The sequence below is a fragment of the Rhodocytophaga rosea genome, assembly GCF_010119975.1.
In the GTDB taxonomy this organism is placed as follows: domain Bacteria; phylum Bacteroidota; class Bacteroidia; order Cytophagales; family 172606-1; genus Rhodocytophaga; species Rhodocytophaga rosea.
Map to the genome: position 1 here is coordinate 5,134,565 of NZ_CP048222.1, position 16,746 is coordinate 5,151,310.

General features: G+C 40.5%; 15 protein-coding genes. 11 read left to right on the top strand and 4 right to left on the bottom strand.

All coding sequences use genetic code 11. The annotated features are described in order from the left end of the window. The first annotated feature begins 154 nt into the window (after positions 1-154). The 8 genes from GXP67_RS21235 (at position 155) to nuoB (ending at position 6,304) form a co-directional block, all read left to right on the top strand. Positions 155-601 (top strand): hypothetical protein, encoded by a 447-nt coding sequence (locus GXP67_RS21235; protein WP_162444985.1) that lies wholly within the window; start codon positions 155-157, stop codon positions 599-601. 255 nt (positions 602-856) lie between these two features. Beyond that, complete coding sequence (locus GXP67_RS21240) at positions 857-1,471, top strand: deoxynucleoside kinase (RefSeq protein ID WP_162444986.1); 615 nt, start codon at positions 857-859, stop codon at positions 1,469-1,471. A 160-nt stretch (positions 1,472-1,631) separates the two neighbouring features. Further along, positions 1,632-1,958: an ABA4-like family protein gene (locus GXP67_RS21245; RefSeq protein ID WP_232064522.1), complete on the top strand. Its 327-nt coding sequence runs from the start codon at positions 1,632-1,634 to the stop codon at positions 1,956-1,958. 100 nt (positions 1,959-2,058) lie between these two features. Further along, positions 2,059-2,856, top strand: coding sequence for a hypothetical protein (locus tag GXP67_RS21250; protein WP_162444987.1), 798 nt, complete (start codon positions 2,059-2,061; stop codon positions 2,854-2,856). Between the two features lie 109 nt (positions 2,857-2,965). Then, positions 2,966-3,361 carry a Dabb family protein gene (locus GXP67_RS21255; RefSeq protein ID WP_162444988.1) on the top strand — a complete coding sequence of 132 codons (396 nt, stop codon included), beginning with the start codon at positions 2,966-2,968 and terminating at the stop codon, positions 3,359-3,361. Between the two features lie 117 nt (positions 3,362-3,478). Further along, positions 3,479-4,561 (top strand): Ldh family oxidoreductase, encoded by a 1,083-nt coding sequence (locus GXP67_RS21260; RefSeq protein WP_162444989.1) that lies wholly within the window; start codon positions 3,479-3,481, stop codon positions 4,559-4,561. A gap of 670 nt (positions 4,562-5,231) precedes the next feature. After that, complete coding sequence (locus tag GXP67_RS21265) at positions 5,232-5,753, top strand: NADH-quinone oxidoreductase subunit A (RefSeq protein ID WP_162444990.1); 522 nt, start codon at positions 5,232-5,234, stop codon at positions 5,751-5,753. An 11-nt stretch (positions 5,754-5,764) separates the two neighbouring features. Then, the gene (nuoB, locus tag GXP67_RS21270; protein ID WP_162444991.1) at positions 5,765-6,304 is read left to right on the top strand and encodes an NADH-quinone oxidoreductase subunit NuoB; all 540 of its coding nucleotides are present in this window, start codon (positions 5,765-5,767) and stop codon (positions 6,302-6,304) included. Here the strand turns inward: nuoB and GXP67_RS21275 are convergent. Both GXP67_RS21275 and GXP67_RS21280 read right to left on the bottom strand, forming a co-directional pair. Continuing rightward, complete coding sequence (locus tag GXP67_RS21275; RefSeq protein ID WP_162444992.1) at positions 6,282-6,908, bottom strand: 3-keto-disaccharide hydrolase; 627 nt, start codon at positions 6,906-6,908, stop codon at positions 6,282-6,284. The genes nuoB and GXP67_RS21275 overlap by 23 nt on opposite strands. Before the next feature lie 202 nt (positions 6,909-7,110). Beyond that, positions 7,111-8,814: a flavin monoamine oxidase family protein gene (locus GXP67_RS21280; RefSeq protein WP_232064523.1), complete on the bottom strand. Its 1,704-nt coding sequence runs from the start codon at positions 8,812-8,814 to the stop codon at positions 7,111-7,113. A gap of 231 nt (positions 8,815-9,045) precedes the next feature. On the opposite strand from GXP67_RS21280, the gene GXP67_RS21285 reads away from it, so the two are divergent. The 3 genes from GXP67_RS21285 (at position 9,046) to GXP67_RS21295 (ending at position 11,403) form a co-directional block, all read left to right on the top strand. Beyond that, complete coding sequence (locus GXP67_RS21285; protein ID WP_162444993.1) at positions 9,046-9,381, top strand: arsenosugar biosynthesis-associated peroxidase-like protein; 336 nt, start codon at positions 9,046-9,048, stop codon at positions 9,379-9,381. Between the two features lie 149 nt (positions 9,382-9,530). Further along, positions 9,531-10,580: an arsenosugar biosynthesis radical SAM (seleno)protein ArsS gene (arsS, locus tag GXP67_RS21290; protein WP_162448006.1), complete on the top strand. Its 1,050-nt coding sequence runs from the start codon at positions 9,531-9,533 to the stop codon at positions 10,578-10,580. A gap of 64 nt (positions 10,581-10,644) precedes the next feature. Then, positions 10,645-11,403 carry a hypothetical protein gene (locus tag GXP67_RS21295; protein WP_162444994.1) on the top strand — a complete coding sequence of 253 codons (759 nt, stop codon included), beginning with the start codon at positions 10,645-10,647 and terminating at the stop codon, positions 11,401-11,403. Positions 11,404-11,471: 68 nt separating this feature from the next. Here GXP67_RS21295 and GXP67_RS21300 read toward each other — a convergent pair whose 3' ends face one another. After that, entirely contained in the window at positions 11,472-13,748 is a 2,277-nt protein-coding gene (locus GXP67_RS21300) for an FAD-dependent oxidoreductase (RefSeq protein ID WP_162444995.1), read from the bottom strand. Positions 13,749-13,783: 35 nt separating this feature from the next. Continuing rightward, entirely contained in the window at positions 13,784-16,744 is a 2,961-nt protein-coding gene (locus tag GXP67_RS21305) for a glycoside hydrolase family 2 TIM barrel-domain containing protein (RefSeq protein WP_162444996.1), read from the bottom strand. Positions 16,745-16,746: the final 2 nt, after the last annotated feature.

The following is a 16,746-nucleotide window of genomic DNA, read 5'->3' on the forward strand; positions in this document are numbered from 1 at the left end:
ACCAAACTCCTCCATAAATCCTATACATAGGGCTTAATAAAATTTAATTTTTTTTAATCCAATCTCATCATTATTTAATCCTATTTTAATTCCTGCTGAGTGAAAAGCCACTAACTTATAACTAAGTTAAATCCTGTAACACCGCCTGCAAGGCTTGATCGCACCTGGTTGGTTTGGACGGATTATTGATACGTTAAGGGCAAAGAAATGTAATGGATATGTTGAGGGTATTAAAAACAACCTGGATAGGCTTTCTTTTCCTCTTTCCACTAGGGGATGTCATGATCTTAGTTCTAAAAACTCAAAAATTGAATTAATCAAAGCGCATCAGTCAGAATTGGAATTAGTCGTAGATTATTTATTAAACGATAGATGTACTATTGCAGCCGCTCAAAACTTTTTATATCGCAACGGCATTCCCCTTGGCATTATAGATGTCAATAAACAAGATAGGGTAATATCCTTTTTCATTGACGGATTAACAGATGATTGCTATGGGATTGCATATAGTGAGACTGGAAAACAAGGAAAGTTATGTGGGGGACAAATAGTGGATTGGGAGAATTTAGTCGATAAATGGTATAACTTAAGTTCCATTTAGAAAAACCTCTCATAAAGTTAATTCACCCTCCCCGGCTCCTCCTCCACAAATGCCCGGCATCCTATCCAGAGGCAATCCCTATGATTTTTATTTTCCTGAATAGATATTAAATATTATCCTGCAAAACATTTCTAGGAAACATATGTATAATTATATATGCTTGTGTTAGTTTTATTTAATTGTCACCTATTTGTCACCGGCAATAAAAACATAAACATTAAATACTTGTAAATCAAAGCACTATAATATATTATTATGCATATAGCTATTGCAGGAAATATTGGGGCTGGCAAAACTACACTTACCCAAAAACTGGCACATCATTTTGAATGGACTGCCTTTACAGAACCTGTAGAACATAATCCATATTTGAAAGATTTTTATGAAGATATGCCCAGATGGGCTTTTCACCTGCAAATTTTTTTTCTCAGCAGCCGGTTTAAGCAGGTTTTACATATTCACCAGAACCGCTACCATATTATTCAGGATAGGTCTATCTATGAGGATGCCTATATTTTTGCTAATAATTTGTACACATCGGGTTTAATGAGTGCCCGTGAATATCAAAATTACCTGCAATTATTTCAATCTATGATTAGTTTGGTCCACCCTCCGGACTTGCTGGTTTATCTACGTGCAGATTTGCCAAAGCTAATGAGTCAGATCGGAAAGAGAGGCAGGGAGTATGAAAAGAATATTAGCCAGGAGTATTTAGATAATTTAAATAAGCATTATGAGGATTGGATTAAGGGGTATAACTTGGGAAAATTGCTGATTATTAATGTAAATAACCTCAATTTTGTAGACCACCCGGATGATATGCAATTTATTATTACCCAGATAGAACAAGCCCTTATTGAAAAAAAATAGCAGATTCCTGTTGCATAAGCCAGAAAAGCGTTCTGTGTCCTGCTTTATTGATCTGATTCACCGGTGATCTTTTACGGTTCACCGTCTTCATAAAACGTCTAACAGTTTTATTGTTTACTCCGACAGTTTGCGTGCATATTTTTGAGAAAATATGCACCACATGACACCAGAAACCTTATTCTCAATTTGTAATTCGCTGGTATTGCCTCAGTGGCTATTACTTATAGTGGCGCCCAGATGGAAATGGACAAAGAAGCTGGCTAACTCTTATATAATACCACTTTTGCTGGCGTTGGTATATGTGTTTCTGTTCGTTACGCATTTCTCAGAGATTCAAAATGGAGGATTTGATAGTCTGGAAAAAGTAAGGATTCTTTTTAGTAACGACTACTTTTTGCTGGCCGGATGGGTGCATTATTTAGTATTCGACTTGATTTTAGGTAGCTGGATAGCCAAAGATGGGCAGCAAGCTAGTATTTCACACTAGCTGTTAATCCTTTGTTTATGCTTAACATTTATGCTGGGACCAACAGGTTTTCTTCTCTATCAGCTCATAAAATTTGTATATACTCCAAAAGTTACTTCCTATGAAAATAGTTAATTTTTTCCGTGAATTATACCCACGCAATCCCCTTCTCGCTATTGCTGGCTGGATACATATAGGAATATTACTTCTTTGTATTGCATTCATGCCCTTCGATAATAGGCTGGTGATGAACATTAATCCCTGGATTAAGCCTGCAAAATTTGCCATTAGTATTGCCATTTTTGCCTGGTCTATGGGATGGTTTATGTATGAGTTGAAAACTCCTGCCCGAACCAGAATATACAGCATACTTTTTACCCTATTTATGGGGATAGAAATGCTTATTATTGCTTTTCAGGCACACAGAGGTACTATTTCTCACTTTAATATTCGATCTGCATTTGATATACTATTGTTTAATATCATGGGAATTGCCATTACACTGAACCTGCTTCTAACTATAGTGGTTTTGATAGAGTTTTTTAGAATAAAATCCACTTTACCAAATTACATGGTGTGGGCGATCCAGCTGGGATTGTTTTCGTTAATTTTGGCTAGCATAGAGGGATTTGTGATGGTAAAATATATGGCTCACACTATTGGTAGTGCTGATGGTGGTCCAGGATTACCTGTTTTAAACTGGAGTACCAGAACCGGTGACTTAAGAGTTGCCCATTTTATGGGTATACATGGTTTACAAATATTACCATTTTTTGCTTATTTACTTTCTAAGTGGATACAAAAAAAATCGTATAACATCCAGAATGCACTGGTTTTCTCGTTTGCCGGATTCTACTTGTTGCTGATGAATATTACCTTCTGGCAAGCCATCAACAAGATACCTTTGATCCGGATATGAAAGATTGGGTTGAAATAAACGCTGATAAAATTCTGCAAATTGATCCGGTCAAAAAAATAAAATGATATATTTGACCTTTGCTCAACGTTATCTATAAAATATGCTATCTATGAAACGTGTGTTAATGCCATTATGTATTATGCTGGCTGTAGCCGCCACCTTTTTTTTCAGCAGTTCAACTATGGACAAAAAACAAACCGTGAGGCATGTGGTTGTATTTAAATACAAACCTGCCGCTACCAAAGAACAAATTAAAGAAGTAACGGATGCCTTCCGTGGGTTAAAAGGAAAAATTCCTGGCATTGTGTCTTTCGAACATGGCATAAATCATAGTCCGGAAGGAAAGAATATGGGATTTACTCATGTGTATTTCGTCACGTTTGAAGATGAGAAAGCCCGTGATACCTATTTGCCCCATCCGGAACATAAAAAATTTGGCCAGTTACTTGGCAAACTCGGTGTTCTGGAAGATGCCTTTGTCGTAGATTATAATCCAGAGAATTAAGTTAAAAACGTATAAATCTTAATCAGGCATATTTCTGTTCATCGGAAATATGCTTTTTTATTATAGAAGTTATTCCCTGAATTGTTATGTTATAATTTTTTGAATCAAAAACTGCTTATGCATTCATACACCTATTTACAGGATTTTGTTAAACAGGTATTTATCAAAATGGGCTGTCCGATAGAAGAGGCTGACCTGGCAGCTACAATACTGGTTGCGGCCGACCTGAGAGGAATAGATTCTCATGGAGTAGCTCGCTTGCCAGGATATGTACGACTGGCCTCATTAAACAGAGTAAATCCAACACCACAGGTTCGTATTGTACACGAAACACCCAGCACTGCTGTAATTGATGGGGATGCTGGCCTGGGTTTAGTAGTAGCACCCAAAGCTATGCAGGTTGCCATTGAAAAAGCCAGGCAGGCAGGAACTGGCTGGGTTGCGATACGAAATTCAAATCATTTTGGCATGGCCGGATATTATGCTATGATGGCCCTGGCTCATGATATGATTGGCATGGCCATGACACATGCAGGACCTTTAGTGGCACCCACATTTTCTAAAGATAAATTGCTGGGCACTAATCCGATTGCTGTAGCGGTACCAGCTGGTAAACAACCGCCTTTTGTAGCAGATTTTGCTACTACCACTGCTGCCTATGGTAAACTAGAAATTTTGCAGCGAAAGGGTTTGCCTACACCTTCAGGATGGGTACAAGATGCGGCTGGAGATCCAAGTTTCGATGCACATGCAGTAAAAAATGGAGGGGCTTTGCTTCCATTAGGCGGAGACCGGGAACATGGAAGCCATAAGGGCTATTGTCTGGGAGCTACGGTAGATATATTTTCCGGTGTACTTTCCGGAGCCAATTACGGCCCCTGGGTGCCGCCTTTTGCCACAGCCGGTTTTATGACCTCAGCAGCTCAACTAGTAGGTGCCGGAACTGGTCATTTCTTGGGTGCTATGCGGGTGGATGCATTCCGGCCTGCGGAAGAATTTAAACAACACATGGATAACTGGATTACTACTTTCCGGCAAGCTACACCTGTACCGGGTCAGCCACAAGTATTGATTCCAGGTGATATTGAAAGAGAGCTGGAAGCCGAACGCCGGCAGACTGGTATTCCTCTTCTGAGTCAGGTAGTGAACAGTTTACAGGAAATAGCAGATAAATTCGGTCTACGCTTTGAGGGTAACTGAAAATTTTTAGAAATTTTTTAAATATGCGGTTACCTTTCATTACTTACATGGTATTAAGATAAGAATAATTCAAGTTATTCATACACCTGTTTAACACTTATTTAGTAATAAAAAGCCCTCTTATCGTTTATATGAGGGTTTTTTTATTTTTTATCCTCAAAATATAACACCTTTAAGGCTGAATGAAAAAAAACAATTACTGACATTAAAATATTTCTTTTTTAAAATGGCTCATTTCCTTACATAAATTTCTTGAAATTATTTCAAGTATTGGTGATGAGTCTGACAGGTGTTAAAAAAGTCTTCATTGAATCAAAATTTGTTATTCTTCACAAAGAAATTTAGATAAATTTCTTTGTGTGAGGCTGTTTTTTTCATCTGAAAATAAAATTTGCTTCCGTAATACTTATAAATATGAGTGATGGCTAGATAACCAAATTCAAAAATTCTAATGTTAAATTGCTATATCGGGAGGCATTTAGAAGTCAGTAATTAACTCATAAATTATAAAGCCTTTCAGAAATATCATTATTCAGTTGGATGAGGTATAAGCATGATCTTTTTGATCAATACATATTTCAACGTTTAACTCAGTTCTATTTCTACTATCCTAAACTATTTTGATTCCAATAGATTTAATCAGATTTTTACAGGTATAATTATCAGGTTTATGTTAGAAGGACAAGTTTCGGAATTTGGAGGTATCCTGCTGTTTATTATTGGGGGAATATTGTTTGTTCTGATAGCCATGACAGCCGCGCGCCTGTTGCGTCCAAACCGGCCAAATGAAGAGAAGCTTACTTCTTATGAATGTGGAGAAGAAGCGGTAGGAAGTGCCTGGGGACCATTTAATGTGCGTTTTTATATTATCGCCCTTATTTTTATTCTATTTGATATAGAATTGGTATTTCTGTTTCCATGGGCAGTAGTATTCGGACAAAAAGAGTTAATTGCTGCGACCAATGGACTTTGGGGATGGTTTGCATTAGCCGAGATGGCTATATTTATAATTATTCTAGCAACAGGGCTTGCCTATGCCTGGGCAAAAGGATATTTAGACTGGATCAGACCAGAAATAAAAGTACCTGCCTTTGAATCTAAAGTACCGGCACAGTTATACCAGAAATTGAATGAGATGTATAAGGGAAAGCAAGCGCCGGTTTCTGAAGAAACTTTGATTAGTGGTAAATAATAATAAATGCTATGGGATTATTAGACCAGAAATTTAACTCCGGCGGTGTAGTAATTACGGCTACTGACAACCTGCTCAACTGGGCAAGGCTTTCTTCTTTATGGCCCATGGGTTTTGGACTGGCCTGTTGTGCCATAGAAATGATGTCTACCTATGCCTCAGGTTATGACCTTGACCGGTTTGGTGTGTTTCCGCGGCCTTCACCCCGGCAGTCGGATGTGATGATTGTAGCAGGAACAGTTACTTTCAAAATGGCCGACCGCATTAGGCGGCTATACGAACAAATGGCTGAACCCCGCTATGTAATTTCAATGGGAAGCTGCTCAAATTGTGGCGGTCCTTACTGGGAACATGGCTATCATGTAGTAAAAGGTGTAGACCGCATTATCCCGGTAGATGTGTACGTTCCTGGCTGCCCGCCCCGTCCGGAAGCCTTAATAGGAGGTATTTTGAAGTTACAGGAAAAGATACGGCATGAGAGCCTGGTAGCGCCTACTGCTTTATTGGATATAATGCAAACGGAAGCGATTAACGCAACTCCTCAACCATAATATTTTTATAAGCCACCTGTGCTTTGCCACCTCCGTGAATTTGAAAAGCAATTAAGCCCGATTGAGGAATAGACTTATCTTTTTCTGTATAATCTATCATAGGTGAATCGTTGAGCCAGATACGGATTCTACCATTTTCTGCCCTTACCCGGTAATTATTCCATTCATTGCGTTTGATTACTTTTTCTATGGCCATAGAATCAGGTTTAATCAAGGTTTTGTTTCTCCGGGATTCATCATACAAACCTGCCCACCAGCCATCACCCAGGTCTGCCTGGTAGCCTTCCATTTCATAGGGTGGATTTTGCAATCGTCTGCTGTGAAATTGTACACCTGCATTCACAAAACCAGAAGTACCTTGTAGTTTGAAGGTAAGCCGGAGATCAAAGTTTTTATAACTTTTTCGGGTAGCAATAAATTCATTGTGAGGTACATCAGTTGTTAAAGAACCGCCAATCAAACTTCCGTCTTCAATGCGCCAGGTTTTTAGTGTATCTCCTTCCCAGCCTTTGAATGTTTTGGCATCGAATAGAGATATAGGTTTAGTTTGCGGAACTTGTACCCAAAGCAGTAGGTGGAGAAGAAAGATATATATGGTGGACATAAGTGTACAAAAAATTAAATTAGGTGATATAGGAGTTATAAAATTACAATATATTAAAGAAATAAGTATAGTTTCTTCCTTCTAACTTTATTATTGCGACACCCATATATTCCTACAAAAAAAGCCTGCGCTCAATTGGGTGCAGGCTTTTTAGAAATTGAATGTTTATTTTCATAAACAAATTAGCAAACTCATTTATTCTCTATACTTGTTCGGCATACAAAACCTCATCTGTTGCTACAACAAGTTTTTTACCAGTCAAGGAAGAAAGAATTTCTTCTGCTGCTTGTTTGCCAGTTTCAGCGGCTCCATTCATGTATCCCTGGTAGTTAATGCTGCAATGTTCGCCGGCAAAAAACAAATTTCCTACAGACTTTCTTTCAGCTCCGGCAATAGTTGTATACTGCCCCGGTTTGTAACAGGCATAACTCGCTTTAGTAAATGGATGAGTAGGCCAGTGCATACGTTCGGCAATGCCATTAAAACTGGATGACATACCTGGCCATATTGCTTGCAAAGCCGGGAGAAAATTAGATACCTGCGACTGTGCTGTTCCCTGTCCAACTTTTACACCAGCAATACCGCCTAAATATACAGTATATCCACCTTTGTTGCCTGCTTGTAGTTGAGTATTATCCCACCCGCTTTGTACTGGGCCTTTGGAGAATAAATAACCGGTATAGCCATTGGTACGCCATGGTTTGGTATTAAAGCCCAGCAGCAATTTAGCGTTGGTGCCATAGCCTAGGTTCTGAATCGCATTGGTTTTCCAGGAAGGCAGCGGAACCGTGATGGCTACATTCCTAAGTAATGTAAAGGGTAATGTAAGTACCGCTATGTCGCATAGTACTTCTGTAATGGAACCATTAGTTTTCTCAAAAGCAAGCTTATAACCTTTACCATTTGGATGAATGGCTACGAGTTTGTTTTCTAGTACTACCTGGTTCTGTACCTGTTTGTACAAGGCGTCTGTTACCTGTTGATTGCCACCTATAATTTTATAGCGTTCATCACTGTCGCCGAATATATCAAAGCTGCCTTTTGAAGTATCGGGTGAAAACAGCCATAAAAAGTTAATACAGCTTTGTTCATGCACTTCCAGGCCATATTCAGTGAGATAAGCTACTTCCAGTAAACTTCGTATCCAGCCGCTCATTCCGATATAATTAAAATAATCTGAAATAGACATCTGATCATAGAATACAGCTTTTTCCGGATTATTGTAGGTAATTACACTGGGAAGCGCATCAATGTCAGAAGCGATTTTAGCTGCATAGGGAGCAAAAGCATCAATTACCTGCTTTAAAGTATAGTGTTGTCCATTGAAGAAATAGGCATCTTTGATTAAGGCTTGTTCACTGGGAGCGAATGTATCAATTAGTGAAAACCCAAATTCTTTGGTCAGTTTGAGCATTTCTTTGTGGCCGCTGTCAATAAACTCTCCACCTAGTTCTGTTGTTAAGCCGGTACCCATTAAATTTTTCTGGGTAAACATACGGCCGCCTACCCGTTTGCTGGCTTCATAAATAGTAGCTGTATAACCAGCTTTTTTTAGTTTGTATGCACAGTTTAATCCTGCGATGCCAGCACCCACAATGGCAATCACCGGACCACCCCGGCGTGCGTTTGCGCCAGGAGTAGCTTTTTCTATTTGTGGGATAATTTCTTCTTTGGCACAGGCAGAAAGTAAGCCACCAGCCCCTAATACTAGCCCAGCCTGACCTAAATGGCCCAGGAATTTTCGACGGTTATACCGGCTTTCGGATGTCATCTCAATGAGTTCATCTACCGGAGCTGTTTGTGAAGAGGTAGCGGCAAAAGCCATTTTAAAAGCCTGTTGCAAAGAGCGTAGCAGAGGCGTACGGGCATGACGCATCGCCTGCCCGGATATAGGTTTGATTTTCATGTAAAAAGTGTAGAAGTAATATGGATTAGAGTAGAAAGTTAAGAAAATTTATAATCACAGAGCTGATGATAAAAGGATTTCTATATATGAAAAAGGTACTTTTTCCAGAGCAAGCCTACAGTAATACGAAAATCTTTTTGTAAAATGCTTCCGTATATATCTTGCGCACATCCTGTTTAGTTATCCTCTCAACTTGCTTTTCAATTTCATTTATAAACCTTTATTTATTTTATGCAACCAACCTATTATAATCCCGAAGACCTGAAAAAATTTGGTTCTATTGGCGAGTTTCAAAAAAAATTAGCTGATAAGTTCTTTACTTATTATGGAGAAGTATTCGCTGAAGGAGAATTATCAGCCAGGGAAAAATCTCTGATTGCTCTGGCTGTATCACATGCGGTACAATGCCCATATTGCATTGATGCCTATTCGGTAGATGCGATGGAAAAAGGATATACCGAAGCACAAATGATGGAAGCTGTGCATGTGGCGGCTGCTATCCGGGGAGGGGCTACGCTGGTACATGGCGTACAAATGATGAATAAAGTAAAAGAACTATCTATGTAAACATTGTCATTTGTCAGTGGTGAGTTGCCATACTATTTTGTTAGAAAATATATCTGTATTAACGGCGAACAAAGGTTTGTGTAATCAAATTTTACACCTGAACCCTAAAACTGATCAATGACTTCTTGTAAAAACCAATGACCAACCTGATTAAAAGTTTAAAAGCTTCACAATCTGTTTTATCCAGAGCAGATTACCAGTTAGAAGTGTTAAATAACCAGTCTTTAGCAAAAAAAATGTTTCCAGATTTTGCTGCTAAATTAACGCAGGCCGGATTGTTTCCACTAAAACCTACCGGGATTGAAATATTCCAGGTAAATGTGGGTAAAATGTGTAACCAGACCTGTAAGCATTGCCATGTAGATGCCGGTCCGGACCGTAAAGAAATTATGACCAGGGAAACCATGCAGCAATGCCTGGATGTGCTGTCCACCCATGATATTCCAATAGTGGATATTACCGGGGGAGCACCTGAAATGAATCCGAATTTCAGATGGTTTGTAGAAGAGTGCAATAAGCTGGGCAAGAAAATAATAGTCCGCTGCAACCTGACGATTATAGTAGCCAATCCCAAATATCACGATCTGCCGGAATTTTACCGCCAGCATCAGGTAGAAGTAGTAAGTTCCCTGCCTTTTTACAATGCTGACCGCACCGACCGGCAACGGGGCAAAGGCGTGTTTGAAAGTTCTGTACAGGCTTTAAAAATGCTCAATCAAGTAGGGTATGGGCAGGAGGGAAGCGGACTGATTTTAAATCTGGTCTATAATCCAGCTGGTGCTTTTCTGCCGGCAACGCAAGCTTCGCTGGAAAAGCAATTTAAAAAAGCCTTGCTCGATGAATTCGGTATCCGTTTTAACCAGCTTTACGCCATTACTAATATGCCAGTGAGCCGCTTTCTTGATTTTCTGCTGCAATCCGGCAATTATGAAGGGTATATGGAGAAGCTGGTAAATTCCTTCAATCCGCAGGCAGCTGCCGGTGTAATGTGCCGCAATACACTTTCTGTAGGCTGGGATGGCTCACTCTACGACTGCGATTTTAACCAGATGCTCGAACTGCAGGTTTCTGCTCCCACTTCTACCCACATCCGCCAGTTCAACCTCAATGAACTCAATAACCGAGACATTGTACTCAATCAGCATTGTTATGGCTGCACTGCAGGAGCCGGTTCCAGTTGCGGAGGAAATACGGCGTAGAAATGAAGATTACATTATCAATAGTTGATTTTCAACATTCATAAAGCAATTTTTCTACAGGTTTATGTCAAACGATTTTGAATCACTACAAAAATTCAAAGAATACTGTGATTATTATGGATTGGCATATATCGAATTGGAAGATATTTCTTCTGAGAAAAGAAAATATTACTACATGCCTCCTAAACGTTCTCCTTTATACAACAATAAAGATAATAAAATGGTAGAGTTCGATACCATTGAAGATAAGGGTAAATTGTTTACTTATCCATCTTTGAAAGAAAAACTATTGAATGAAAACATCGACTTAGCGAAAATAATGGCTAAATTTTGGGGAGGGATTCGATATCTACGTCTCAATTATATTGAATATGCAGAAAGATTAAAGGATTTACAGAACAATTTTAGCTATTTTCTTGATGAAATAAATACAAAACTAGGCATCGATTACAAAAGCTGGCAATTTACAAATGAGGAGTTTTATCAATTGAATATCAAGCTCATAATTATGAATGAGCTTGAATTAGTTCAGGTGGAGATTCCTTTAACAATTCTTTTTCTTTTATATGCTCAGCAAAAATATAACAATACTTTTGAGATTGTTCAATCCAAAAATGTTATAGAAGAGCCTATTCTTTCTATTGATTTAATTACCTTAAATAATAGGATCAATTTTTCTGATTTAGTTTTACGAGTTTTGTTTCCTGATTTTAACAGGGATGACTATGATAGAGAAGAGGATGTTATAATTAGCATTTCAGGATTAAAAAGTCTGATTGACTATTACAATGGCAATAAATTTGTCAAAGTACATCCAGAATAAATTTACAATCCTGTCTATAATAACTGAAACAATTTATTTATAAATGTAATACCCTTAGCTGTTATACTCTACTCATAACACCTCACTTCAAATAAAGAAGCCGGTACCTTCCCTTGCATCGTTTTCAGATGAATCACCAGTCGGGATGTAGTTATGGGTTGCTCGAAATGGATGGTGTTCCGGGTTTGGTGATTGTCAGGCTGGTGGTATATGCGTTCATTACGGTCGTTGCAGAGAATATATTCCTTCACACAGAAAGGCATAGTAGTTTCCGGATGTGCCATCAGCACCGTTTCCATCGGATGGTCGAAATCGGTGTCAAAACTTAGTTCAATGCGGCGGATCTGTTTTTTTTCTGGCCAGGAAATCGTAACAGAGGGATTGGTATCCTGCAAACTGGTTACCCAGGCATTAGGCTGACTGGTGGGACGGGCAATACCATTGCGGAGGTTTTCTACCGAAAATACTTTGATCCCAGGATGGATTTGCATAGCAAAATTATGCCCGGCTGGGCGGCGTTGCGGGCACCAGAACTCGTAAGTATCCATGCCAATGTCTTCCGTAGGTTCTTGTTTGCCATAATTAGATACGGCCGGGTTGGTCTGGTTGAAAACGGATAAAACGCCTGTTACTCTTACATTACTATACTGGACTTTCACCAGTTCATTTTTTAGCAAACACACAAATGAATAACAAGGCTGGGAAAAGATGCTTTGAAAAGAAAGCTTTACTTGCTGTCTTCCGGCATGTAAGTGAATTTCTTGTGTTTCTAAAGTAACATCTGGCGTATGGTTAGCTGGCTTGCTGCTGCAACGAAACTCAACTGTAAGTGTAGTTTCCTTTTCTGCCCATAGCCACAAACTAATATCCGGCATTTTACCAACAGCTATAGGAAGCATCTGGGCAGCAGAATCTTTTAGAGGCAATAGCGGTCCATCCGGGGGAAGTTCTTGTAACACAAATTCGCTGGTAGATGACAATGTAGCCTGTTGTACCAGATCTTCCTCATCCTTCAAAGCCAATCCAGGTATATACTGACCAGATTTTAATAATTCCTTCTGCAAAAGATTAATGCTGTTTTCACCTAATTGCCTGGGCAGTAGGTTTTTTCGCGTACATAAAACTGCAGCCATAGCAGCCGCCTGGCCTACATACGCACTGGTTCCCATGACCCTGGAAGAACCAAATGCCACATGCGACACACTGATAATTCTGCCAGCCAGAAACAGGTTTTTAATATTGCGGCTATACAATGATCGATAGGGAATCTGGTAGATACCTTTACTGTGCCACTGGTTGCACCCTGGTTTTTCGCTGAATATACCGTCTGCCGGATGCAAATCTATCGACCAGCCTCCAAATGCGACTGCATCTGTATGCTGGAGCTGCTCTACAATATCCTGCTGTTTGAGTATATAATCGCCTTCAAAACGGCGGCTTTCCCGTTTGCCGGGAATATAACCTACCCATTCCAAGGTCATAGTGTCGGCTTCAGGGAAATTGCCGGAATTTTTAATATAATTCCATACGCCATACACTACTTTCCATAGTTCCCATTTGATTTTTTCAGTATCATGCACCGTATCTAAGCGGCCACCATATTCGATCCACCAGAGCTGGCAACCATATTCTTTGGCATTAAAACGGCGATACCTGGGGATTTTGGTAATGTCTTGTAAAGCGTAACTCGGTGCGATAAACCGCACTGGTTTGCCAGTATCTTTGGAATAAAAATAGAGGGAATGCCCCAGCAATTCCCCATATTCGGCATCCGGTGCAAATTTTTCCCCAAATTCTTCTTTTGCCTCAGCTCCCATGCGGAAAGCGGCTCCAGCTCCAAATGCTACAATGCCATCTCCAGACGCATCACAAAACAAAGGAGCGGTTAATTCATACAAAGTACTGTTCTGGCTGCAAAAGGCTTTTACTCCACCAATAGTATCTGGCGAAGATTTTTGCACTTCAAATACGGCTGTATTGAGCAGCAGCTGAATATTTCTTTCTTCCAATACTTTTTCGAGCAGGATGGTATCGTAAATAATGGCATTTCCCTCCGGATTGCGGTACATATTTTCCACCAGAATCTCGTCGATTACACCGCCTTCACGTGCCCAGCGGTTGTTATTGCCCATATGAGATGTAGCTCCTAGTACCCACAGCCGCACTTCGCTGGAAGAATTACCGCCTAAAACCGGCCTGTCCTGTACCAGAATTACCCGGATACCAGCCCGGGCGGCTGTAATGGCTCCACAGGTTCCTGCCAATCCACCGCCCACGATCACCAGGTCAGCTTGTAAAGGATCAGTTTTTAAGGTTCTGCTTGCTGAAAAATCTTCTTTTATCATAATTGTATCGATTCAAGGAATTAAACTGGTTGAAATTATTTTTGTGCCACAGCAGTACTGGTGATTGCTTCAGAAGCAGCCGACGATCCATAAACATTGATGGCCGAAAGCCGGAAGGTATAGGAATGAGAAGGCTGTAATCCATCTATCCGAAGGTATTCCAGATTGGAGCCGGAGATTTGCCAGGATTGTTCTTTGCCATTTTCCTGATAACTTACCAGATAGGCGGTTGCTTTAGGAACTGGCATGAATGCAATCACTGCCTGACTTCCTTTTCTGGCAACGCCTGTAATGACCGGAGATTTAGGCGGTAGTTTTCCATCAGGTATAACCGTATGCATTTCCGACCATTTGCTGGTAACATATTGCTGTACCGTCCGTCGCATCTGGAAATAATAGGGCTTGCCATTTTCTACATTCGGAATGCGGCAAACACCTTTTGTAATGACTTTCAGCGATTTCCACTGAGTGGTATCAGATGTAGTTCCATACCGGATTTCGTACAGGTAATCATAGTTTTCGTAGCCATAGCCAATAAAAAGACTGCTGTCGGCGGCTTCTGCATGCCAGATCACTGGTGGCAATAAATCTGAATCTGGCGTAATTGTGATAGTTTTGGATGGAGTGCCTAAACCCAGGTCGTTAAGCCCTATTACCTGAAAATGATAGCTTTCGCCTTTTTCAAGTTTCTTAATGTCAATATAATGATTGATAGTAGTATCACTGGTGGCAGCAAAATCATTTTTGCCATACTTTACTATATAGTAAGCCGCTGTTGAGTTCTTTTCAAATACAATCCTGACACCACTTTCTCCAGTAATTACCGCTTTAATTTCCGGCGCAGCAGGTTTTTGTAAATAAACTATTGTATCATACACATTATAATGCGTAGGAGAGAGCAGTGAAAACTTTATCTGTCCTGGATTTTCTTGCGGCATTTTCCATTGTATAGTTTGAGTAAGCGCTTTGTCTCCGGGTTTGATTTGGGGCAAAGTAGCCATGCCGCTTTCGGTGCATTTTCCCTGCCTGTCTTTCACTTCCCATACGAGCTGATAATTTCTCAAAGTATAGGCTGGTAAATCCAGTTTACCCCTGGGTTGAATAGTAACGGTAGTCCTAACTGTTTCACCGGGTTTTGCCTCTTTCACCGGACTTACCTTTATGGAGCGAATGGGTGCAAATTCCCGTTTGAACGCATCATACGCCCGTTTGGGTTGCCGGAAAACATTTACAATTCCCCATGCCCGGTTTCCGGTGGCAGCTGTGTTCCAGGCAGCATGCGCCTGCCAGAGGCTGCGGTAATCGTTGAATGTCCATAGAGAAGCGCCTATCAGGTAATCCCTTCCCCGGATGTCGTCGATCATTTTTTTCGCCTCCAGTACACCCAGGTTCAGGTTTTCGTTAGTGAGGTTATAGCCGATTTCAGAATAGAATAGCGGCTTGCCAGGATGCAGTTCATGGGCTTTGTCTGCATTTTTGCCAAGGCCACCATATTTATTCAGCAGTACCATTTCTGAATACTGGGTTGGGTCCAGAGCTTGCGGATGGGGAGCAGTGGATTTCACAGTAGAAACATCTTTATAAGCGCCTGCCCCTTGAGGGGCATTTTTGTCTTTCACCTGCGAATCGGCGGAATGGCTTACATAAACCGCCATGCGGGAATCGTCGAGGTCATTTTTTACATAATTCACTGCCGACTGTACATATTCCATCACTTTCGGATTCTGGTGAATAAACCCGATTTCATTGCCTACACACCAGCCAATAATGGAAGGATGATTGAATTGCAGGTTCACGAGGTTTTTCAGCCATTCTTTAGGCAGAGGATTATCCGGATCAACCAGGGCATCTTGTCCCCAGAGCGGAATTTCACTGTAGAGTAAAATCCCTTTTTCATCAATATAATCGAGGATTTCGTTGGGAAGCGGCAAATGCGAAAGCCGAGTCATATTCGCTCCAGCTTTTTTCATCAGGTCAATATCTTCTTTGTAGCGCCATTCTGGTAAAGTATTTCCAGTGGTACGGTCATCGGGAACCCAGTTGTAACCCATTAGTCGCACTGGTTCACCATTCAGTTTGAATGTTATGCCATCAATTTCTACTTTCCGGATGCCAAAGCGATCGTGTTTTTTGTGTAAAACTTGTCCTTTCTGATTTAGCCTTACTTCCAGGTTATACAGATACGGGTCATCGAAATGCCAGAGATGCGTCTGAGATCTGGATAAGGTAGTGGTAAGCACATATTCCTTACTGCTCTTTGATGGAAGAGTAGCGGTAAGCGGCAAATTCTTGAGCCCGGCTTTAGTTGATGATATAGCCACATTACATGTCACTTCCTGCGGCTGTTCGGTATCGTTGCGTAACATAACTTTTACCGTAAGGGCTGCTGTTCCTTTTGCCAGATCCGGATTGGAAACTATATGTGCCTGCTCAATGCGTACAGGATTTGTTGCTATGAAATGCACTGGCCTTCGGATGCCACCCCAGTTCCAGATGGCACCTCTGCGGAAAGTATTATCAGCACAAACGACAATCGTATTTTTCGCACCAAGCTTTACATCGTTTGTTACATCAAAAGAAAAAGGAAAAAATCCACTGTGGCTTTCACCTAACAATTTTCCGTTGAGCCATACTTTTGAATCGTGATATACTGCTTCAAAATGCAATTGTATGGTATTGCCTTGCCAGTTTGAGGGAACTTCTACGGTTTTGCGGTACCAGCCTTTGCCTGAAAAATGGGCATATTCGTTATGTGTATCCCAGTTTCCGGGAACTTCCATACTTTCCCAACCCGGAGCTGTATAGCTTTCTGCAAACCATTTTTCTTCTTCTCCAACCTGATTGGGGTCTGTTTTAAATGCCCATTTTCCATTCAAAGACAGCCTAATTTCTCCAGTTTGCTGCTGAGCGAGTGCAGGATGAATAGTTTGCAAAAGCATCCAACAGGAAAATATGAAAAGTGCTTTTGAAGCATTCCACTTGTAAGGAGTAACCATGT

What these genes read in the sequence shown, in the direction of transcription:
- GXP67_RS21275 (WP_162444992.1), bottom strand. Translation starts at nt 6,908, where the DNA reads ATGTCCACCATATATATCTTTCTTCTCCACCTACTGCTTTGGGTACAA.
- GXP67_RS21300 (WP_162444995.1), bottom strand. Translation starts at nt 13,748, where the DNA reads ATGATAAAAGAAGATTTTTCAGCAAGCAGAACCTTAAAAACTGATCCT.
- GXP67_RS21305 (WP_162444996.1), bottom strand. Translation starts at nt 16,744, where the DNA reads ATGGTTACTCCTTACAAGTGGAATGCTTCAAAAGCACTTTTCATATTT.
- GXP67_RS21280 (WP_232064523.1), bottom strand. Translation starts at nt 8,814, where the DNA reads ATGAAAATCAAACCTATATCCGGGCAGGCGATGCGTCATGCCCGTACG.
- GXP67_RS21250 (WP_162444987.1), top strand. Translation starts at nt 2,059, where the DNA reads ATGAAAATAGTTAATTTTTTCCGTGAATTATACCCACGCAATCCCCTT.
- GXP67_RS21260 (WP_162444989.1), top strand. Translation starts at nt 3,479, where the DNA reads ATGCATTCATACACCTATTTACAGGATTTTGTTAAACAGGTATTTATC.
- GXP67_RS21245 (WP_232064522.1), top strand. Translation starts at nt 1,632, where the DNA reads ATGACACCAGAAACCTTATTCTCAATTTGTAATTCGCTGGTATTGCCT.
- nuoB (WP_162444991.1), top strand. Translation starts at nt 5,765, where the DNA reads ATGGGATTATTAGACCAGAAATTTAACTCCGGCGGTGTAGTAATTACG.
- GXP67_RS21265 (WP_162444990.1), top strand. Translation starts at nt 5,232, where the DNA reads ATGTTAGAAGGACAAGTTTCGGAATTTGGAGGTATCCTGCTGTTTATT.
- GXP67_RS21285 (WP_162444993.1), top strand. Translation starts at nt 9,046, where the DNA reads ATGCAACCAACCTATTATAATCCCGAAGACCTGAAAAAATTTGGTTCT.
- GXP67_RS21295 (WP_162444994.1), top strand. Translation starts at nt 10,645, where the DNA reads ATGTCAAACGATTTTGAATCACTACAAAAATTCAAAGAATACTGTGAT.
- GXP67_RS21255 (WP_162444988.1), top strand. Translation starts at nt 2,966, where the DNA reads ATGAAACGTGTGTTAATGCCATTATGTATTATGCTGGCTGTAGCCGCC.
- GXP67_RS21240 (WP_162444986.1), top strand. Translation starts at nt 857, where the DNA reads ATGCATATAGCTATTGCAGGAAATATTGGGGCTGGCAAAACTACACTT.